The sequence below is a fragment of the Rhodococcus chondri genome (assembly GCF_036327435.1).
GTDB lineage: Bacteria > Actinomycetota > Actinomycetes > Mycobacteriales > Mycobacteriaceae > Rhodococcus > Rhodococcus chondri.
In genome coordinates this window covers 1-20,592 of the sequence record NZ_JAUZMZ010000018.1, presented here as the reverse complement: position 1 = coordinate 20,592, position 20,592 = coordinate 1, and the positions used below count along the sequence as shown (strand labels likewise).

The 20,592-nt window shown below is 69.2% G+C and carries 19 protein-coding genes and 1 pseudogene; 9 read left to right on the top strand and 11 right to left on the bottom strand.

Annotated features, from left to right (window positions below; translation table 11 throughout):
* Positions 1-13 precede the first annotated feature (13 nt).
* Positions 14-2,071 (bottom strand): Stk1 family PASTA domain-containing Ser/Thr kinase, encoded by a 2,058-nt coding sequence (pknB, locus tag Q8814_RS05295; protein ID WP_330150972.1) that lies wholly within the window; start codon positions 2,069-2,071, stop codon positions 14-16.
* 162 nt (positions 2,072-2,233) lie between these two features.
* Between pknB and Q8814_RS05290 the strand changes: the two genes are divergently transcribed.
* The gene (locus tag Q8814_RS05290) at positions 2,234-2,605 is read left to right on the top strand and encodes an Rv2175c family DNA-binding protein (protein WP_330150971.1); all 372 of its coding nucleotides are present in this window, start codon (positions 2,234-2,236) and stop codon (positions 2,603-2,605) included.
* A gap of 77 nt (positions 2,606-2,682) precedes the next feature.
* Here Q8814_RS05290 and Q8814_RS05285 read toward each other — a convergent pair whose 3' ends face one another.
* The 4 genes from Q8814_RS05285 to Q8814_RS05270 form a co-directional block, all read right to left on the bottom strand.
* Positions 2,683-3,564: a phytoene/squalene synthase family protein gene (locus Q8814_RS05285; protein ID WP_408015840.1), complete on the bottom strand. Its 882-nt coding sequence runs from the start codon at positions 3,562-3,564 to the stop codon at positions 2,683-2,685.
* 77 nt (positions 3,565-3,641) lie between these two features.
* Positions 3,642-5,225, bottom strand: a complete 1,584-nt coding sequence (locus Q8814_RS05280) for an alpha-(1->6)-mannopyranosyltransferase A (protein WP_330150969.1) — start codon at positions 5,223-5,225, stop codon at positions 3,642-3,644.
* Between the two features lie 67 nt (positions 5,226-5,292).
* A complete protein-coding gene (gene crtI / locus Q8814_RS05275; protein WP_330150998.1) occupies positions 5,293-6,867 on the bottom strand; it encodes a phytoene desaturase family protein in 1,575 nt (524 codons plus the stop codon).
* Positions 6,867-7,994: a polyprenyl synthetase family protein gene (locus Q8814_RS05270; protein ID WP_330150968.1), complete on the bottom strand. Its 1,128-nt coding sequence runs from the start codon at positions 7,992-7,994 to the stop codon at positions 6,867-6,869. The genes crtI and Q8814_RS05270 overlap by 1 nt, the downstream gene beginning before the upstream one ends.
* A 94-nt stretch (positions 7,995-8,088) precedes the next feature.
* On the opposite strand from Q8814_RS05270, the gene metF reads away from it, so the two are divergent.
* Positions 8,089-9,069: a methylenetetrahydrofolate reductase [NAD(P)H] gene (metF, locus tag Q8814_RS05265; protein WP_330150967.1), complete on the top strand. Its 981-nt coding sequence runs from the start codon at positions 8,089-8,091 to the stop codon at positions 9,067-9,069.
* 25 nt (positions 9,070-9,094) lie between these two features.
* On the opposite strand, the gene Q8814_RS05260 is transcribed toward metF, so the two are convergent.
* Genes Q8814_RS05260 through Q8814_RS05235 form a run of 6 tightly spaced genes read right to left on the bottom strand, consistent with a single transcriptional unit; the run spans position 9,095 to position 14,183 of the window.
* Positions 9,095-10,261, bottom strand: coding sequence for a glycosyltransferase (locus Q8814_RS05260; protein WP_330150966.1), 1,167 nt, complete (start codon positions 10,259-10,261; stop codon positions 9,095-9,097).
* 5 nt (positions 10,262-10,266) lie between these two features.
* Positions 10,267-10,965: an LppM family (lipo)protein gene (locus Q8814_RS05255; protein WP_330150965.1), complete on the bottom strand. Its 699-nt coding sequence runs from the start codon at positions 10,963-10,965 to the stop codon at positions 10,267-10,269.
* 32 nt (positions 10,966-10,997) lie between these two features.
* The gene (locus Q8814_RS05250; protein ID WP_330150964.1) at positions 10,998-11,816 is read right to left on the bottom strand and encodes a carotenoid biosynthesis protein; all 819 of its coding nucleotides are present in this window, start codon (positions 11,814-11,816) and stop codon (positions 10,998-11,000) included.
* On the bottom strand, positions 11,813-13,399 hold the full coding sequence (locus tag Q8814_RS05245; protein ID WP_330150963.1) for a phytoene desaturase family protein: 1,587 nt from the start codon (positions 13,397-13,399) through the stop codon (positions 11,813-11,815). Before Q8814_RS05245 ends, Q8814_RS05250 begins: the two co-directional genes overlap by 4 nt.
* 5 nt (positions 13,400-13,404) lie before the next feature.
* Positions 13,405-14,028: a GNAT family N-acetyltransferase gene (locus tag Q8814_RS05240; RefSeq protein WP_330150962.1), complete on the bottom strand. Its 624-nt coding sequence runs from the start codon at positions 14,026-14,028 to the stop codon at positions 13,405-13,407.
* Between the two features lie 20 nt (positions 14,029-14,048).
* A complete protein-coding gene (locus tag Q8814_RS05235; protein ID WP_330150961.1) occupies positions 14,049-14,183 on the bottom strand; it encodes a hypothetical protein in 135 nt (44 codons plus the stop codon).
* A gap of 234 nt (positions 14,184-14,417) precedes the next feature.
* Here Q8814_RS05235 and Q8814_RS05230 point away from each other — a divergent pair, with 234 nt between their 5' ends.
* The 7 genes and pseudogenes from Q8814_RS05230 to Q8814_RS05200 all read left to right on the top strand — a co-directional run.
* Positions 14,418-14,783, top strand: a complete 366-nt coding sequence (locus tag Q8814_RS05230) for an SAV_6107 family HEPN domain-containing protein (RefSeq protein ID WP_330150960.1) — start codon at positions 14,418-14,420, stop codon at positions 14,781-14,783.
* A 179-nt stretch (positions 14,784-14,962) separates the two neighbouring features.
* Positions 14,963-15,385 carry a DUF3040 domain-containing protein gene (locus tag Q8814_RS05225; protein WP_330150959.1) on the top strand — a complete coding sequence of 141 codons (423 nt, stop codon included), beginning with the start codon at positions 14,963-14,965 and terminating at the stop codon, positions 15,383-15,385.
* A 397-nt stretch (positions 15,386-15,782) separates the two neighbouring features.
* A complete protein-coding gene (mraZ, locus tag Q8814_RS05220) occupies positions 15,783-16,214 on the top strand; it encodes a division/cell wall cluster transcriptional repressor MraZ (RefSeq protein WP_330150958.1) in 432 nt (143 codons plus the stop codon).
* Positions 16,215-16,460: 246 nt separating this feature from the next.
* Positions 16,461-17,480 (top strand): 16S rRNA (cytosine(1402)-N(4))-methyltransferase RsmH, encoded by a 1,020-nt coding sequence (gene rsmH / locus Q8814_RS05215; protein ID WP_330150957.1) that lies wholly within the window; start codon positions 16,461-16,463, stop codon positions 17,478-17,480.
* A gap of 3 nt (positions 17,481-17,483) precedes the next feature.
* Complete coding sequence (locus Q8814_RS05210) at positions 17,484-18,284, top strand: hypothetical protein (protein ID WP_330150956.1); 801 nt, start codon at positions 17,484-17,486, stop codon at positions 18,282-18,284.
* Complete coding sequence (locus Q8814_RS05205; protein WP_408015838.1) at positions 18,281-20,179, top strand: peptidoglycan D,D-transpeptidase FtsI family protein; 1,899 nt, start codon at positions 18,281-18,283, stop codon at positions 20,177-20,179. The genes Q8814_RS05210 and Q8814_RS05205 overlap by 4 nt, the downstream gene beginning before the upstream one ends.
* Before the next feature lie 225 nt (positions 20,180-20,404).
* Positions 20,405-20,592 (top strand): annotated as a pseudogene (locus Q8814_RS05200) (UDP-N-acetylmuramoyl-L-alanyl-D-glutamate--2,6-diaminopimelate ligase); the annotation flags it as partial.

Here is a 20,592-nt window from a genome sequence, read left to right as displayed (position 1 = left end):
CCGGGCAGTGTTTTCAGGGCAGTGCGGTCAGCACGACCGTGCTGCCCTGTTCTGCGCGCGCACCCGCACCGGGACTCTGCCCGATCACCAGCGACCGATCCGAGTCGGCGACCTGACGCACCTCGACGGCGAAGCCGAGCCGCTCCAGTTCCTCGCGTGCGGAACCGACCGATCGACCCAGCATCGACGGCACCTTCGCAGCATTCGACACGAGCAGGGTGACGGTGCCGCCGGCCCGCACTTCTGTGCCCTGCGCCGGATCGGTGCCCGCGACACGACCACCGTCGACATCCGGATCGAACACCTCCCGGACGTCCCGAACGGTCAGTCCGGCCTCGTCGAGGACTTTTCGGGCGTCCTCGACGCTGCGACCGGCGAGGTCGGGCAGATCGACCGGTGGGGCGCCCTTGCTGACGACGATCTTCACCGCCGAACCGACCGCGAGGACGCTGCCGGGACCCGGCTCGAGCGCGGCAACGCCGCCCTCGGGCACGGTCGAACTGAATGCGGAGCCGCCCGCCACCGGCTCGAACGTACGGCGGCGCAACTCCTGTTCGACGATGGCGCGGTCGCCGGCACCCGGGATGTTCGGCACCGTCGGCCGGCCCAACGACACCAGCAGGGCGACGGTCTCGCCGCGAGGGACGCGAGCACCCGCTTCGGGATCGGTTCCGAGAACGGTGTCGACGGCGATGTCGTCGGAGTACCGGCCCTGGATTTCGCTCGAGAATCCGGCGTCCTCGATGACCGACTCGGCGGCTGCCCGGTCGAGACCGAGCACGGTGGGCACATCCGTCAGCCGGCCCGTACCGAGCCACCAGCCCGCGTATCCGACGGCCAGCGCGAGTACGAGAATTGCGATCAGCCACCCCGCGGTGGAGCGCTGTTGCCGACGGCGTTCCTGCGCATAGTCGAGGCGCGGCGTCACCGGACGGTCGCCGTGGTCGGATCGCGGATGCGGCTGGGTCACCACCTTGGTGTGCTGAGGCGGCGCAGGGTGTTGTGCGTTCGCGAGGGGCTGGGCAGGTCGGTGGCCGTCCGCGGCCGGGGCGCCCACCTGTGACTGCACCGCCGTCGGCGGCGCGGAGGACGCTCGCACCGGCGACGCGAGCACGGCAGTGGGTGGGACTGCGGCGGGTGGCCCCGCCGCGGACGGCGGTGTCGCCGCCGCGCCGGGGGCGGAACGCGCGGCGGTCCGGCGCGGCGCGGGAACCCGGTAGCGCGGCAGGTCGAGTGCTTCGCAGACCGCGGTGAGGGCTTCTGCCATGGCACCTGCATCGGCGAACCGCTCGCCGGGCTCACGCTCGGTCGCGTGCCGCACGAGCCCGTCGAACTCTTCCGGAACGCCGTCGATCCACGCGCTCGGATCGGGCACATCCTTCTCGACCCGCTGATATGCGACCGACAGCGAGGTGTCGCCCGAGAAGGGAGGGCGTCCGGTGAGCAGTTCGAACAGCAGCACACCCGTCGAGTACACGTCGCTGCGGGCATCCGCACTGCCTGTGGTCACCTGTTCCGGCGACAGGTATGCGGCGGTTCCCAGAATCACACTGCGCGACGTGGTGGTCGCGGCGGCGACGGCACGAACCAGACCGAAGTCCGCGATCTTCACCTCGCCGCTCTCCGAGATGAGAATGTTCTCGGGTTTGACGTCGCGGTGCACGAGCCCGGCCCGATGCGCCACGGCGAGTGCCCCCAGCACCGGCGCAACCACCGCCGTCGCCGCGTGCGGGGGCATCGGGCCGCGCTCGCGCAGCAGTTCGCGCAGCGTGCCGCCCTCGACGAGCTCCATCACCAGGAAAACGTGATCGCCGTCGTGCCCCTGGTCGTATACCGCCACCAGCCCCGGATGATTGAGTCGCGCCACCGAGCGGGCCTCGAATTCGAACCGGGCGAGGAACTGGGGATCGGCAGCGAACTGCGGATCCATGATCTTCACCGCCACCGGTCGATCCAGCCGCAGGTCTGTCGCACGGTACACCGTCGACATGCCCCCCCGCGCGATGGGCGATTCGATGCGGTAGCGGCGATCGAGCACGATGCCGGCTGTGCGGTCACCTCCAGCGGTCACCCGGAATACCCCCGTGTCTCGATTGCGTCGATCGGTATCGGCACCGGATGTACCGTCGCGGGACCGATGTCGTACCCCGTCGATCGTAGCCAGAGCGACCGACCACCTGTCGCGTACATGCCTGCCTTCATGCCCGCCGCGAGACGGCGATACCGTAGGTATGTGAGCGCCATTCCCTATGCCGATGACATCCTGGACAGTTCCGTGTCCATGCTGCAGCTCGTCGACGTCGCCAAACAACTCGATCTCCCCATCACCCGTGTGCACCAGCTGATCCGCGACCGGCAGATTCTGGCGGTACGGAGGGACAGTGTCCCGTCGGTTCCGGAGGCGTTCTTCGGTGGAGACGGGAGAATCGTTCGCGGACTTCCGGGTCTGATTGCGGTAATGCACGACGGGGGCTACCGCGACGAGGAAATCTTGGAGTGGATGTTCCGGGAGGACGACTCGCTGCCCGGCGGCAGCGCCATCGCCGCGATGCACACCCAGTCCGCGCGGGAGGTCGTGCGCCGAGCCCAGGCGCTCGCGTTCTGACCCCGGCTCAGGCCTGTTGATCCGCGCCCTCGCGTTCCGACGGGGCAGTCGCCTGCCCGAACGGGCGGGTGAACCCGTCAGGATGTCCGGGCCAGTGCTTGCCGGCCGCCCGAGGCGACGGCGGCCGCGACCACGGCCGCCCGCGTGCGGCGGGGCACCGCGGCCCTCCGGTCCAGAACATGGAATCCGTCGCGCTCGACCTGGTCGAGGATCCGCCCGTACAACGTGAACGCGGCACGGATACCGGGACGGATCCGTTCGGGCAGCAGTTCGATGCCCGGCCGGGCACGTCGATACTCCGCTCTGGTCACGGCGATCATGTGGGACAGCGCCCGCCGCACCCGTGGGTCGACGGTGCCGGTTCGCCGGCCGTGCAGCAGGAGGCCGTCGTCGACGCCGAATGCCGACCACAGATCGGTGGGCAGATAGATCCGCCCTCGTTCGAGGTCTTCGCCGACGTCCCGCACGAAGTTGGTGAGCTGGAACGCCTCTCCGAGCGCACACGCGTACGGCGCCGCATCCGGGTCGTCCACGTCGAACACCGGGAGCAACTGCAGCCCGATCACGGCCGCCGAACCGTACATGTATTCACGCAGCTCGTTCATGTCGCGGTAGCGGGGCCGGAACTCGGGCGTGCCGGGGATATCCATCCGCATGGAGCGGAGGAACGCGTCGAAGTGGTCGATCGGGATTCCGTAGCGGCCGATCGTCTCGGCGAGAGCCCGGACCACGAGACCGACCTCGTCCGGGGCTCCCGGATCGCCGACCAGCGCCGCGTGCAGACGCGCCTGCGCCGCGTCGACCTGCCGGGCGGCTCCGGACGGGTCGTCGACGGCACCGACGTCGACGATGTCGTCGACGACGCGCGCGAATCCGTACAACGCGTGCACGGCACGGCGACGTGAAGGTGGGAGGAGCCTGGCCGCGAGGTTGTAGGTTCGGCCGTGTGCGGCGGTCAGGGTCGCGCAGTGCCGAAACGCCGCCTCGAGATGAACGCTCTCGCCAGGACCCTGATCGGTCCCCGAACCCCGATCGGTCACTGCCGCGCGGGGTCGGCGGTGGAGGCGGATTTCTCCCGTGGCCGGGCCCGTAGACGCAAGGGGTCTTCGGTGCACAGCGACAATGCGGCGATCACCGACGCAACGACGGCGAGGGCGACATGCGCCAGGTTGTACATGCCGATGGAGCCGTCGGGGTTGAAGATCAGCATCAGCCAGGTCGACAGGCCGACCAGGATCATCAGGGTGCGCGGCGACATCGCGAACGCGGCCGCAACCGCCAGCGGCCATGAGTAGTACCAGGGCAGCGCAGCGGGAGAGAGCAGTGTGACGGCGGTGAGGGTGACAACGATGCCGAGCACGGCATCGCGCTCGGTGCGGCGGAACCGCCACCACGCCGCGACAAGAATCACCACGAGCGCAACCGCGCAGAGCATGCGGGTCACATCGAGAGCCGAACCGAGGCGCCACGGCGTGAACCAGGTCACGACGTGCGCCATCATGGTGGGCAGCGACAGCCAATTGATGATCTTCGACGACCCGGACAACGCGGTCATCCAGCCGATGCCGACCCCGGCGAGCAGCGAAGTACCGCCGAACACCGCGACGAACACCACAAAGCCCGTACCGGCCGCTTTGAAGAACAACCGCACCGGGGCCACCGGTGGGCGACCCTCGGCACGAGCCCGGTCGCGTTCGTGCACCATCCACACCCACACCAGGAACGGAAGGGCGATGCCCGCCGTCGCCTTGATGGCCGCACCGAACGACACCAGCGCGATCCCGCCGACATGACGGCCCTCGACGACGAGCACGATTCCGGCCGCCATCAGCCCGACCATGAGCAGTTCGTTGTGCACGCCCCCGACGAGGTGGATCAGCACGAGAGGATTGAGCACCGCCAGCCACAGGGCGATCGCGGGGTTGCCGCCGAAGCGCCGGGCGAGCTTGGGAACCGCCCATGCCATCAGGACGAGACCGGGCAGCATGGTCAGGCGCCACAGCCAGGTGCCCGAGACGACGTTGTCGCCGGTGACAGACGTGATGCCTGCGCCGAGCAGCAGGTGAACGGGACCATACGGGGTGGTGGTCGTGGTCCAGACGTTGCTGACGTTGTCGAGCAGCACCCCGGGGTTGACGACGGGACCGTCGGAATACGGATCGAAGCCGTCGCGCAGCAGCGCACCCTGAGCGAGGTACGAGTAGGCGTCGCGGCTGAACATCGGGGTCGCGACGAGCAGGGGGGTCACCCACGCGGGCAGAATCGTCCACAGATCGCGCAAGGTGACGGCGCCGTTCAGCGTGGCACGGCCGACTCGAACCCACGCCCCGATCATCAGCAGGACACCCACCCAGATGAGAATCGTCGACAGCAGCAGGCCGTGTCCGAACCGCAGCCACGACAGATACATGTCTTCGAGCAGGGGGTCCTCGCGACGCACACTGCCGGCCCCGAAACTGCCGAAGGTCAGCAGCGCCGCACCGCACATACCCAGCAGGGCCGCATTGCCCGCCTGGCTACGCAGAAAACCGCTGAACCGATGGGATGCTCCCGGGCCTGCTGCCCGGTCGGCCGCCGCACGATGGTGCGGCTCGGCGTCAGGAGCGGCCGAGGACGACATGGGTGTGGGTTCCTCCCCCGGAAATCCTGACGGCGCGATGCGCAGTGACGACGAACGATGACCCAGTTTAGTCGAGACGCGAATTCTGTTGCCGTCGGCTCACCGGCCTCCGTGAAACGCCCAGTCGTTCGGCCGCGAGGCGTCCGGACAGCAGGACGGTCGGCACACCCACCCCGGGGACAGTGCCCGATCCGGCGAGTACGACGTTCGGATAGCGCGGGTCGAGGTTGCGGCGCCGGAACGGGCCGGTCTGCCGGAACACGTGTGCCCCCGAGAACGGGCTGCCCGCGACCATGCCCTGCGCATGCCACGTCGCGGGGGTGTCGATGTGATCGATACGGAATTCGGCGGCGATATCGCGGTAGCCGCGGTCCTCGAGGACGGCGAGAAGCTCCGCCGTGTACGGGCGGGTGAGCGAAGCCCAGTCGAAGGGCGCGCTCTCGAGGTTGGGACACGGGGCGAGCACCGACAACGGTTCGTGCCGGGTGCCCTCACGTTCGACGAGTTGTCCGGGATCGGACAGGGCGGGCCGCGTGATCAGGAGCGACGGGTCGCTCATCAACCGCCCCCGGCCCCGCCGGGCGGAGATCTCGGTGAAGGTGCGCGACCACGCCGTGCCGAAGTCGATTTGGTGGTGGTGCCCGGCTCCCCAGCCGTCGCTGACCGCGGTGGGCACGGTGCCGTGCAGGACGACGGCCGACGGCGCCGCGATCGTGCGCCGGTGCCGACGGGTCGGCAACAAGGCATCGACGACGGGGGAGTCGGGGGTGAGAACGATGGCGTCGCACGGATAGCGGGTGCCGTCGGCGGTGCAGGCGGCCGTGACTCGGGGCCCGTCGAAGTCGAGACCGGTGACCTCGGCGTCGAGGCGCAGGTCACCGCCGGCCTGCCGGAACGCGTCGGCCATCGACCGTGCCACGGTTCGCAGGCCACCTGCGACGGCATACACCCCGAGGGACGTATCCATGTGGGCGATCGCGCCGTAGACGGCCAGCGCCCGGGACGGCGCGACACCGGCATACAGGGCCTGAAACGTGAAGATGCGCTGAAGCCGCGGATCGGAGATCCGGCGGCCCACCTGCGATCCGAGCCTGCCGAATCCGCCGAGGCGCACCAGGCGCAACAGGTCGCGCACGGCGGTGGGACCGGAGACCAGGTCCAGCGGGGAATCGAAGTTGGAATCCATGAAGCGGTCGAACTCGGTGTCGAAGACGGCTGCGAGCCACCTGCGCAGCCGCAGGTACCGTCGGGCCTCGTCCGGTCCGCACACCCGCGTGATCTCCGCGACCATGGCGTCCGGATCCGGGTGCACATCGAGGGTGCTGCCGTCGGAGAACCGCGCCCGGTAGGCCGGCGTGAGCCGCGTCGTCCGCAGCGGCGGGTCCACCGACTCGGCGTCGGCCCCCACTGCCGCGAGAGCGTCGGCGATCAGTTCGGGCATGGTCAGCACGGTCGCGCCGTTGTCGATCTCGTAGCCGGGCCCGGTGTAGGTGCCGACGCGGCCGCCGACGGAACTGTGGCGTTCGAGGATCGTGACGTCCCGTCCCGCGCCGAGCAGGTGGAGCGCGGTCGACAGCCCCGCGAGACCGGCGCCCACCACGACGACCCGCTGCGCACCCGGAACACTGCGCAGTTTGCGCATCACGCCGTGCGAAGCGTCGCGGCCAGCGCCGATGCGCGAAGGTGCGCCTTCCCGACCTCGGTGGCCGTCGATCCGTCGAGTGCCTCGAAGGCACGCTCGGTAAGTGTGGCGATGCGCTGCTCGACCTGCTCGACCGCGCCGAGTTCGATCAGGAGCATGCGCAGTCGCTCCACCTGCTCGTCCGTCAGGTCGGTGCCGATCGCCTCACGCAGCACCTCTGCCGCGACCGGGTCGTTGACGTCGGCGGTTTCGAGCGCCAGTGCGAACAGCACCGTGCGCTTACCCGAGCGCAGGTCGTCGCCGGACGGCTTACCGGTCACGTGGGGGTCTCCGAACACGCCGAGGAGGTCGTCGCGCAGCTGGAACGCCAGACCGATGTCGGTGCCGAACCTGCGATAGGCGTCGATGAGTGCATCGTCGGCTCCCGCGATGACCGCGCCGAGATGCAGGGGCCGTTCGATCGTGTACGCGGCGGTCTTGTACCGGTTGACCCGGGTCGCGGCCTCCACCGATTCGTCGGCCGAGACCTCACCTGCGATGTCGAGATACTGCCCGCCGAGCACCTCGGTGCGCATGGCCGACCACACGGGACCGACGCGGGCCAGGGATTCGGCGTCGAGGCCCGAGTCGCGGAGCATGTCGTCGGCCCAGACCAGCGCGAGGTCGCCGAGGAGAATCGCGACGGCCTCCCCGAACTGTTCGGGCCGGCCGTGCCATCCCGCACCGCGGTGGCGCCGCGCGAAGTCGATGTGCACGGTTTCGAAGCCGCGACGTGTGGTGGAGGCGTCGATGATGTCGTCGTGGATCAGGGCTCCGGCCTGCACGAGTTCGAGCGCCGAACAGGCGCGTAGAACGGCGCCGGCATCGGTGCCCTTGGGGTCGCCGCCCGCACCGACCCATCCGGTCCACGCGAACGACGGCCGCACGCGTTTACCGCCGCGCAGCACGAAGGACTCCAGAGCGGTCACCGCATCCCGGTAGCCGCCGCCGACCGAATCGACGACGGGTGCGCGGGACACGAAGAACTGCCGCAGGGCACCCTCGACGAGTTCGGGCAGGAGGGGAGCAGAAATGGGGTCGGATCCGGTGGACAGGGAAATCCTCCTGGTCGGGTGCGGAGGCCGCACGACGGGCCGCTACGGCATCTGAGAGATACCCTAACCGGCTGTCTTCGAGGTCGCCGGTCACCGGCCGCATCCGGCGGCACCCTATGCTGTACGGGTGACAAGCGATTTCGCCCGGGGAACCGAAGACGGCTCGGGGTCGCGCACTCCCTCGATCGTCGATCGACTCTCGAGTGCGCGTTCTTCCCGAATTCCGTTCTCGGTCGAGTTCTCTCCGCCTCGCGATGCCGAGGCCGAGGCGCGACTCTGGCGTGCCGTTCGGGCGTTCGAACGGCTCGGACCGGCGTTCGTGTCGATGACCTACGGTGCCGGGGGATCGACTCGTGACCGGACGGTGCGGGTGACCGGTCAGCTCGCCGAAGAGACCACGTTGCTGCCGGTGGCGCATCTCACCGCGGTCGGGCACAGCGTCGACGAGCTGCGCGCAATGGTGGGGGCCTACGCCGATCGCGGCATCACCAACATCCTGGCGCTGCGCGGGGATCCGCCCGGAAATCCCCTCGGGGAGTGGGAGCGGCATCCCGAAGGCCTCGGATACGCCGAAGAACTCGTCCGTCTGGTGCGGGATCTCGGTGACTTCCATGTCGGGGTGGCGTCGTTCCCCGAGGGGCACTACCGGTCGCCGGATCTCGAGCACGACACTCGGTTCCTGGTCCGGAAACTGAGTGCCGGCGCCGAGTACTCGATCACCCAGATGTTCTTCGACGTCGAGCACTACCTGCGTCTACGCGACCGGGTGGTGGCGTTCGACGCCGAGCAGGGCGCGAAGCCGATCATCCCCGAGATCATGCCGATCACCTCGCTGCGGTCGGCGCGGCGCAGCCTCGAACTGTCCGGGTCGAAATTGCCTCCCGCGCTCGAGCAGCGGTTGGTGCGCGCCGCCGGGGACGGCCCCGAGGAGAACCGGGCCGCTGTCCGGGAGGTCGGCATCGAGGTTGCCACCGAGATGTGCGAGCGGCTCATCGCCGAGGGCGCGCCGTGCCTCCACTTCATCACTCTGAACTTCGCGCGGGCCACCAGCGAGGTCCTTTCCCGACTGGGGATCGAGATGCAGTTGCCGGCGGCGCAGCCGGCCTGAGACGGCATCGGGACGGTCGGCGCTGTCAGGGCAGAATCCTGTCCTTCCACTCCGCGCGACCGGCCCGGCGCAACCACAGCGACCGCAGCGTCAGGCCCACGAACCCCGTGATCGCAGCCGGTTGAGTGAGCGCCGCGGCGACATCGCCGGGCCGAGGCCGGCCACCGCGCTCGGCCGAGCGTGCGAGGATCCGCGACGTGAACGCGGCGCCGACGCCGAGCAGCCCCCACCGGCGGGTCCGGCCGCGTCCGGCGAGCACCGCGACAGCAGGCAACAGATACCCGGCCGTGTATACCGAGGCCACAGCGGCGGCCCCGCCGGCCGAACCGAATGCCGACCACAACCAGCGCGTGTAGCCGCCGGTGAGCCGATGCGCCCCGATATACATGCGGCACGACGCGTACGGGCCGGCCGCGCCGACGACCGTGCGATGCCCGGCCCGCCGCAGCGTCCGCGCCAGCTCGAGATCCTCGGTGGGACTGGACGCGACCGAGGCGTGTCCGCCGATCTCCGTGTATGCGCGCGCATCGAGCACGAGGAACTGGCCGCACGCCACTGCTGTCGACGGATGCAGGGTGCGATGTGCGACGGCGACCGGAAGCACGGTGAACCAGGACCAGAACAGCAGCGGCTGGATCAGGTGCTCGGCGAGGGATCCGGCCACCTGATACGGCCACGGCGACACCAGCGCGGCGTCGCTGTCGCGGAGCAGGGCGACCGCAGCGGCGATCGCGTCGGGTTCGAGGCGAACGTCGGCGTCCACGAACACCACGATGCCGTCCGGCGGAACCGGATGCCCCCGCCCGTCGCGGGTCGCGCTGTCGAAACCCCGGGCACACGCGGCCGCCTTGCCGGTCCAGCCGGGCAGCGGGGGCTCGGTCGTGCGCATCACGGTGATGCGTGGATCGTCGTCCGCCGCGCGCCGGGCCACCGTGGCGGTGCCGTCGGACGAGGCGTCGTCGACGATCATCACCTGGAGCCGCGGCACGCCGCGTTGTCGCCGCAGATCGGTGACGATATCGCCGATCCGGGTGGCTTCGTCGCGGGCGGGCACGACCACGACGACCGGTTCGAGGACCGTCGGGCCCGGCGCCAACCGGGGCAGGGTGAGCGTGTTGACCAGCGCGGTGCCGGCCCCTGCGGTCGCAAACATCGCACCGCCGGCGACCGCCGTCCGGATCGGTCCGGACATGCGGTTCAGGGGTTGTCTCCGGCCTGCGCGGACCGACGCGGCGGGGCCGGATTGCGGTTCAGCCAGGCCAGCGCGGCGATCAGGAGGGCGACCGCCAGGGTGACGCCGGCGACGATTCCTGCCCACCCGGCAAAGCCGCGGGTGTTGGGATCGGAATAGCGCACCTCCGCGCGCAGGGTGCTCACCTCACCGGCGGGCAGCTTCCACGTCACGATCGAATCGGATTCGCGGGTGCCGTTGGTGGTGGCGACGCGGGCGGGGAACGCGATGGTGAACTGGACGTCGGTGCCCTGCTCGGGTGCCGACTCGAGATCGACCCGGCCCGTGAGGCCCACCAGGTCACCCGCGCGCTGCAGGTTCAACTGGAACATGCCGGCGCTCTGGTCGGACAGCGTCGACAGTTGCTGAACATCCCCGAACGTGAGGTCGCTGAAGAACACCTGGCTGCCGACATACCCGTCCTGCGTGTACTCCTGCACCCGGACCTTGCCGGCCAGCGACGACGGCACGGTGAGCTGCGGACCGGCGTCGTTCTCGTCGGCGGGGATCGTGGCCGCGACGATCTGGCCGGACACCCGATCGTCGGACGAGATACCCATCGATGCCTGCACCCGCAGGCACCCCGTGAGGAACGGAACCACGAAAAGCAGTAGCCCTGCTGCGATGACGACTCGGCGGCGAAGGGAAGGGGAGGACGGCTGCACGGTGTCAATCGTGCCAGGCTCGGGCGTCCTCGTCAGACCACGCGGCCCGACGCGGCGCGTCGCCGTCGTGCCTCCCGCTGTCGCCGCACAGCCCATTTCCCCAGCAGCGGAACACCGAGCGTCCCCATCACGACGGCACCGTAGAGCGCCGACCAGCGCAGTTCGGGGGCGTCGAGGAACACGCTGTGCGCAAGCGCCGAACCGAGCCACGTCCACAGGAACAGCACGGTGGGTACCGCGTCGCCGCGGGGCGACAGTGCGCCGGCCCGCCGATCGACGGCGTACAGGGCCAGCGCCATCATCGCCGCGACCACTGTCCAGCCCGCGTAGTTGGTGAGCGGAATGTGTTCGATTCCCGGCAGGCCACCGCCGTGACACCACGTCCATTGGCCGTCCGCCACCATCTGCGGGTCCAGGTACAGATCCCATCCCACCATCGCGACGGTCACGGCGGCCAGGCGCGCGGCGGGCCGCGGGAAGATCCGTGACGCGACACACCAGATGGGATACATGCCGGCGGTCCACGCGAGCGGGACCACGAGCGGCACGTCGAACACGGACGGGCCGAGCCGGTCGACGGCGTACGCATAGCACCCGTACGGGTATCCGGTGGAGGTGCCGAGCACCTCCGAGGCGTAACCGACACCGGCGGTGATCCCGAACAGCGCGGCTGCCCACCGCGCGCCGCGGTGCAGCGTCGCATGCACGAGACACGTCGCGGCCAGCAATACGACCACGGCGACCGTGACCCGGTCGCGGGCGGCGCCGTCGGTGAGCGGGTACGCGATCTGGGCCGCGATCGCACCTGCCAGGAGAATCCAGGGGAGCGCGGCCGACCCTCGGGTGGTCATCGGGAAAATCGGCCGAGCGTGCGGCGGAGCAGACTGCCCCGGGAGTCGGCGAGCGCGATCCTCGCGGCGGTGCGGCCGCTCGCACCGGAAACGCCTCCGCCGGGATGAGTGGAGGCCCCGGTGAGATACAGGCCGTCGGCTCCGGGCACCCGATACCCGGACAGTTCCGGCAACGGTCGCCACAGGAACATCTGATCGAGACTCATCTCGACGTGCATCACGTTGCCTCCGAGCATGCCGAGTTCCTGCTCGATGTCGGCCGGGGTCTGGATGTGGGTGTGACGAATGCTCGTCTCGAAGCCGGGGGCGCGCTGTTCCATCTCGGCGATGATCCTCCCGGCCTCGCGCTCGGCCACGGACTCCCATGCGCGGCCTCCGCTGAGCCGGTACGGATGCCACTGGGACCACAACGTCACCTGATGTTCCCCGGGTGGGGCGATCGACGGGTCCAGCGCGGAGAAACTCATCGCGAGCACCGCGGGCCGTGGCGGAAGTTCCCCCGCCAGCGCGGCACCGTGGGCGAGCCGCAACTGTGCACGGTTGTCGACCAGCAGCTGCAACCCCGTCGTCTCGCCGTTGTCGCCGGAGGTACCCGCATACCGGGGAAGAGAATCGGTGCCGAGCCGGAGCACCATCCCGATACCCGGACCGACTCGGATCCGCCGTCGCCAGTCGTCGAGCACTGTGCGGTCGAAACCGCCCTCGTCGAGCAGATCGAACGTGGTCAGGATGTGGCACCCCGCAATCACCGTGCGCGCCTCGAGGGTGCGCCCCGACCCGGTGCGCACCGACCAGTGATCGGTGGTGCGGCGAATCTCGGTGACCGCGTCGCCGCACGTGAGCGTGCCGCCGTCCGCGGCGAAACGACGGGCCAGGGCCTGGGTGAGGGCGCCGCTGCCGCCGACGGCGCGGCCCGGGGGGAGGGTGTGCATCAAAGCCGCGAACCCGACCATCGGTGCTGTCCCGGGTTCGGACATCGGCGGGCCGGACTGGGCCCCGAACCAGGCGAGAGCCGCCTTGAGCGGCTCGTCGTCGAAGTACTCGTCGAGCAGGGAATCGCCGGTCGTGAGGAACCGCCGCGACAGGGCGCTGCCACCGCCCTGCGCGTCGAGTCCCCAGAACGAGGAGAGCAGGTGCCGGCCCGTGGGCGGCGCGGCGAAGGATTTCATCACCGCCGCGCTGCGAGGACCCCAATCCTGGACGAAACGACGGTAGGCGTCGGCATCGCGCGGGCCACAGGCCGCTTCCACGGACCGGCATGTGCGTTCGAGATCGCGATGGAAGACGATCCCAGGCCGGTCGGTGCCGGACGGTGGCGGCGCGAACGCCCACGGATCGCAGTCCAGGTAGCGAAGCCCGTATGCGGCGAGATCGAGCTCTTCGATGATGCCGGAGTGGCGGACCATGATGTGGGCCGAGGACCCCCGATCGACGGCGTATCCGGGGAACCGCTCCACCGTGGACACCCCTCCGCCGGGCACGGTGTCGCGTTCGAGAACCTCCACCGACCATCCGTCGCGGGCCAGATAGCACGCCGAGACGAGGGCATTGTGCCCGGAGCCGATCACGACAGCATCGAGCACGGGTGTCACGGTATCTCCTGATTCGTGCCGGGCGGGGGGTCGAGGGGGAGTTCGCGGCCGAGCACCGCGAAGGCGCGTGCGTCTCCGGTGAAGACGAAGCGGCGCACGACGTCGCGGAATGCGAAACGCCGGTACAGACGCCATGCGCGGTTGTCCTCGCCGGGCACTTCCGGGGTGGACAGCAGTACGGCCTGCTCGGGACGGCCGGTGAGCAGTTCACGGAGCAGCGACTCGCCGATGCGATGCCCCTGCGCATCGGGTCGAACGTGGAGCTCGGTGAGTTCGAAGTAGTCGTCGAGCAGGGCCTCGATCGCCGCCGTGGAATGGCCGGCGTGTCGCATCCCGGCTCGGACCTGCTGGTTCCACCATTGATGCGGGTTTCCGCGGTAGCCGTACGTGACTCCGACGAGAGTGTCGGGGTCCGAGGGCAGCGCAGCACCGAGGGCGCGCCATCCGGGGCGGGTCGCGTGCTCCGACCACATCGGGGCACGGTGGTGTTCGGTGCCCCGGGGGTATCTCATCGCGGCTACGTAGATGGGCAGGAGCTCGGGTAGCCGAGCACGGAACTCCGCCGGCGTGAGGTCGACGAGGATCGGTGTCTCGGGTTCGCGGTTGGGGTCCGTACTCATCCGCGGCTCATTCGTGGGGTTCACAGGGCGTCGGTGCTCATATGGGGACGGGTACCGCCTTCCCTTGACGAGGTGTCGGTGGGTGCAGCTATATTGAATACGTCGAACGCGTGTTCGACACCGGTGATCCGGTGATGTTCGAGGGAAGCGAACATCCCCGGATCATCCGGGACCGCGGCCGAATCGTCGGCCAGGCGCAAGGAGGTGCACGGGCGATGGCCACTGTGAACACCATCAGAACAGCGGACACCGTCAGAACAGCGGACGCCGCGACAACGGGCTCCGGGCGGGGTTCCCGGACGCAGGCGGAGCGCCCAGTGGGATCCGGCCCGTGTGTCGGCCGGCTCGTGTCGAGTCGGGCGCACACCCTCCTGAGGAAGGCGGACGGCTTGCTGTCCGCTGCTGCCGGTGCCGAGAATGCCGCCGAGCGGTTCCGTCTGGCCTATCTTGCCGCGCTGCGAGGTGCGGGGGCCATGGTGGCAGCCGCCGAACTGCGCGCGCCGCAGCGGACCGCGCGACGGCCCGTCACCCGCAATGCGTGGGTGCTCATGGTCCGGGCCGACGACACCTTCGCCGGATGGGCAGACTTCTTCGCGGATCGTTCCGCGACACGCGCGTCCATCGAGGCCGGTGTCGTGCGCGGAGTCGGCGACGACGATGCGGGCTCGTTCTACGACGAAGTCGGCCGGTTCCTTCACGAAGTGGAGGCGTATCTGTCCGGTGAAGACGACCGGGAGGACCAAATCGGTGCCTGAAAGGGGACTTCGGACCCTGATCGAGCAGCATTTTCGGTCCGGTCCCGGAACTGACCCGGGGAGTTGGTGGTCCCGGGCATCATGTACTCGTATTATTAACTCAGGCGGCCGTCAAAGTCGGCCCCCCACCGAATCCACCCACGGATAGGTGGCCACCGTTTAGTGCCGGGGGAGGTACCGTGCCACTCTCCGAGCACGAGCAGCGCATGCTCGATCAGATCGAGAGCGCGCTCTATGCTGAGGACCCTAAGTTCGCCTCGACCGTCCGCGGAAGTCGGTTGGGGTCGGCGTCGAACCGACGCCGGCTACAAGCCGGCGCTCTGTTCGTACTCGGTTTGACATTGTTGATTGCGGGCGTCGCCCTGCCGGTGAAGCCGGGCGGTTTTCCCGTTATCAGCCTGCTCGGGTTTCTCGTGATGTTCGGGGCCGGAGTCCTGGTTCTCGTCGACGGTCGTCGGCGCAGCACTCCGGGTGCAGCTCCGAGCGGATCGGGTTCGGGGAAGGGTGGCAGCGGTAGCGGCTCCCGGAACGCCAAGAAATCCACCGGCGGATTCACGAATCGGATGGAGGAGCGTTTCCGGAGGCGCTTCGAGCAGGACTAGACGCACCCACCGCGCAATCGAATGGAACGACGCGACCCTTTCGGGTCGCGTCGTTCCGTCGTTGGGGCCGCGGCGCGGTCTCCCCACTGCGCCCACACTTTCCTCCGCGTTGCCTCGCGCGGTAGGGGTCGCGTGCTTCGAGGGTTCTCCGGGCTCACCTCGTGTCTGCCGTGTGGCAGGCGCCACACGGCGTGCCCCGCGGTGGGCTGATCACGAGCCGACGTTTCCCCACTGCCTTCCACTCGCGGCGACCTCTGCGTTCCTGCGCAACACGCGTGTATGTAGCGGCGTAATCGGTTACTGGTGGGGGAAGGTGGGGTACTGTGGGTCGCGGCGGAGCAGCAGGGAGGCTCAGCCGAAAACGAATGGTCCGTCCGGGGAAGACGGGAGGTGCCGAGTGTTTCTCGGTACCTTCACGCCGAAACTGGACGACAAGGGTCGGCTCACGTTGCCGGCGAAATACCGAGACGACTTGGCGGGAGGGCTGATGATCACCAAAGGGCAAGATCACAGCCTGACCGTGTTCCCTCGTGACGAGTTCGCGGCGCTCGCCGAGCGCGCGGCGGCTGCTTCGCGGAGCAATCCGCAAGCGCGGGCGTTTCTGCGGAGTCTCGCGTCGGGCACCGACGAGCAACGTCCCGACGGGCAGGGCCGTATCACGTTGTCCGCTGCGCACCGGAAGTATGCCGGGCTCACGAAGGACTGCGTCGTGATCGGTTCCGTCAAGTACCTCGAAATCTGGAACGCCGAGGCGTGGGAGGCCTACCTGGCCGAACACGAAGAGGACTTCTCCGAAGCAAGAGATGAGGCATTGCACGACATTCTGTGACGAAGCTTCGGCATCGCGGCGAGTGTCCGCGAGGCCTCTGCCCGACGCCCGACCCTGACGCACTTCCCCAGCGCCAGGTACGGATCAGGAGCCCTGACGCACTTCCCCGGCGTCAGGTCCCCGAGGTCGGACAGAGACCTCCGGACATTCGCCGCCGCCGTATCCGAGTGAACAGACCCGACCGACCGCCGTCCCTGGCCGAGTACCCGAGATACGCATCGAACCGAGCAGGATTCCGAAGGAGACATGGTGGACGGCGAGGACGCGGACGAAGCTTCGGCACGGGACCGGGGCGACGATTTTGCGCACGTTCCCGTCCTGCTCGATCGTGCCGTGGAGATCCTTCGCCCCGCGATCGAGGCAGCCGGTGCCGACGGTGCCGGAGCGGTCTACGTCGACGCCACCCTCGGTCTCGGAGGTCATGCCGAGCACTTCCTCACCACGTTCCCCGGGCTCCGGCTCATCGGACTCGACCGGGATCCCGACGCACTCGCCATCGCGCAGCGGCGGCTCGCGCCGTTTTCCGACCGTGCGGACTTCGTCCACACCCGCTACGACGGGATCGCCGACGCGCTCGAATCTTGCGGCTTGAACCGGATCGGTTCCGTCCACGCGATCCTCTTCGATCTCGGTGTGTCCTCGATGCAACTCGACGAAGCCGAACGCGGTTTCGCGTATTCCAGGGACGCGCCGCTCGACATGCGCATGGATCCCACCACCGGCATCACGGCCGCCGACGTCCTCAACACCTACGGGCACGGCGACCTGGCCCGGATCTTGAATACCTACGGGGAAGAACGTTTCGCCGGCAAGATCGCGTCGGAAATCGTTCGTGTCCGGGAGAAGCAGCCGTTCCGCACGAGTGGGGAACTCGTCGAACTCCTCTATCGCGCGATCCCGGCGGCCGCGCGGCGCACGGGAGGCCACCCCGCCAAGCGCACATTCCAAGCGCTGCGGGTGGAGGTCAACGCCGAACTCGACTCGTTGCGGGCAGCCGTGCCCGACGCCCTCGACGCTCTCGCGGTCGGTGGCCGGATCGTGTTCATGTCCTATCAGTCCCTCGAAGACCGTGTGGTCAAACAGGAACTGACGCCCCGATCGAAATCTCGCAGCCCGGAAGGACTTCCGGTGGAACTGCCGGGAACCGGCCCGGAACTGCGGATCCTCACCCGCGGGGCCGAACGAGCGTCCGAGCAGGAAATCGAGGTCAACCCACGTTCGGCGCCCGTTCGCCTGCGTGCTGCAGAACGAATCGCCAGGAGGTAACCGATGACCGCACAGGTGGCATCACCGCCCCGCCGCCGGCCGGCTCGATCCACGGCGGCGCAGCGCGCATACGAGCGCAGGAGCCAGCGCGCGGCCCACCGCGACGCCGCGCCGGGTCTTCGCAGTAGAACGACCGGTACCGGGCGTGTGGCGACACGAATTCCCTTCGTGGCGACCATCATCGCGCTGCTCGGCGTGGGTATGGCGCTGACGTTGCTCCTGACCACACGCGCCGCCGAGGACTCCTACGAACTCAGCACCGCCCGGGCGTACAACGAGAGTCTCGTCCAAGAGCGTGCGGTGCTCCAGCGCGACGTGGAAGCGGGCAACTCGGCGCCCGTACTGGCGATGCAGGCTGCCGAGCTCGGCATGATCCCCACCGACGAAGTGGCCAGGCTGGTCGTCGCAGAGGACGGCAGCGTGCAGGTCGTCGGCGATCCGGTGCCCGCCCAGGGCGCTCCGCCGGCGCCGCTCAACCCGACGGGGCCGCGTGCCGACGCACCCGTGCAGACACCGCTCGCGGGCAGCGCCGGGAGTGAGAACCCCCGACCGCTGTCGTCGGTCGGGGAGGAACCCACCCCGCAGGAGGCTCCGGTGCCGGACCGCCGGACCGCAGCCGCCGCGCCGACCGCCACGCCGGTACCGGGCAATGCCGCCGATCCCCGCCCGGAGGCGGAACAATTGGTGCCCGTGACGGAGTTGCCGCAGGACACCGGGACGACGGCCGGCGCGTCCGAGAATCCCGTGTCGCAGAACGAATCGCCTCTCGAGGTGCCGGCGGAGCCCGAGGACGGGCGCCGGTGAGCCGAGGCTCCTCATCTCGCCGCCCCGACAGGGGACGCCGCCCGGCGCCCCGCAGAGGTGGGGCGGGTTGGCGTCCGAACCGCGGGGGCGCCGACACCAGCGGGTTCGGATTCCGGAACAAGATCGGCCGTGCCGTGATGTTCCTCGCTCTCGCGCTCGTCGCCGCGCAGTTGCTGTCGATCCAACTCGTCCAGGCCCCGGCACTGTCCGCCGAAGCGGCCGACCAGCGCACAACCCGGCTGGTCGAACCGGCCACCCGCGGGACCATCGCCGACCGGCATGGAAACCCGCTCGCCTACACGATGGAAGCGAAGGCGTTGACCTTCCAGCCCGTGCGGGTGCGCAAGGAACTCGACGAGGCGCACGCGAAGAACCCTTCGGCGCCGGAAGCTTCCGAGTATCTCGCCGGCGTCGCGGAGGCCGTCAACGATGCGCTGGGCGCGGCGGCCCCCCGGAAGGAGCTGCTCGAGAAACTCGAAAGCGACGAGACTTTCGTGTATCTCGCCCGCGGCGTCGACCCCTCGGTCGCCTCGGACCTGGTCGAGGAATATGACAAAATCGGTCTCGAACGCCAGGACATCCGGCTCTACCCGGGCGGGTCTCTCGCGGCCAATCTGGTGGGTGCGACCGGGTGGGACGGTCACGGACTGATCGGGCTCGAGGCGTCGATGGATGCGACTCTCGCGGGTACGGACGGTTCGTCGACCTACGATCGCGGGTCGGATGGCGCCGTGATCCCCGGGAGCTGGCGCGACCGCCATCCGGCAGTCGACGGCTCCTCGGTCGAGCTGACGATCGACAACGATCTCCAGTACTACGTTCAGCAACAGGTGCAGCGGGCGAAAGATCTCTCCGGCGCCCGCAATGCGTCGGCCGTGGTACTCGATTCGAAGACCGGCGAGGTGCTCGCCATGTCCAACGACAGCACTTTCGACCCGTCGATCGGGGTCGCGAACAACCCGCGCGACGTGGAGCAGGGCAATCTTGCGGTCAGCTCGCCGTTCGAGCCCGGTTCGGTGAACAAGATCATCACTGCGGCCGCGGCGATCGAGGACGGGCTCACGACACCCGACGAAGTGCTCCAGGTACCCGGCTCGATCACCATGGCCGGTGCCACCGTCAAGGACGCCTGGGACCACGGAGTGGTGCCCTACACCACGACCGGAATCTTCGGGAAGTCCTCCAACGTCGGAACCCTGATGCTCGCAGAGCGGGTGGGAGAAGACCGCTTCGCCGAGATGCTGCGCCTGTTCGGTCTGGGACAACGGACCGAGGTCGGGTTGCCCGGCGAATCGGCCGGTCTGCTACCCAGCCGAGAACAGTGGTCGGGGGGTACGTTCGCGAACCTGCCCATCGGTCAGGGCCTGTCGATGACGCTGTTGCAGATGACCGCCATCTACCAGGCGATCGCCAACGACGGTGAGCGGATCCCCCCGCGGGTGGTCAGCGCCACGATCGGTCCCGACGGCACCCGAACCGCGACGACGCCTCCGGAACCGATCCGGGTTGTCAGCCCGCAGACCGCGGCGACCGTGCGAGACATGTTCCGGTCGGTGGTCCAGGACGACACCGGCAACCAGCGCGGCACCGGTACCGGCGCTGCCATCGAGGGCTACCAGATCTCCGGGAAGACGGGTACCGCCCAGCAGATCGACCCGAACTGCAAGTGCTACTCGAACTCCGACTACTGGATCACCTTCGCGGGTATCGCTCCGTCGGACGAACCCCGCTACGTGATCGGGATCATGCTCGATGCCCCCTCCCGCAGCTCGGACGGCAGCGGGGGCCAATCCGCGGCGCCGCTGTTCCACGACGTCGCCTCGTGGTTGCTTCAGCGCGCAGCGGTGCCCCTGTCGCCGGTGCCGGGGAGCAAACTGATCCTGCAGGTCGACTGACCCCGCGCCGCCGGTGCCACCACCAATGGTGTGTGCACTGTCGGTGCCACCGCCGGCCGTCGGTAACCTGGCACGCCGGTAACGTGACACGGCGGGGCGACCCGCCACCGTTCGAACATCAGCAGCCGAAGGACGCTGCGGCGACGTGAGAGGAACCTGGTGCCTGTGCCATCGAGTCCGGATCCGGCCTCCCCTGAAGAGGGACGCCGACCCGAACATCCACCGGTGACGCAACTCCGGGACTTGGCCGCCGCCCTCGGCGCGGATTACTGCACCGTGGGTCCGGACACTCCCGGCGCGTCCGCCGAACCCTCCGCCGCCGTCACCGGCATCGACCTGCGCGCCCAGGAGATCCGCCCGGGTGACCTGTTCGCGGCGCTGCCCGGAGCCCATTCCCACGGGGCCGGTTACGT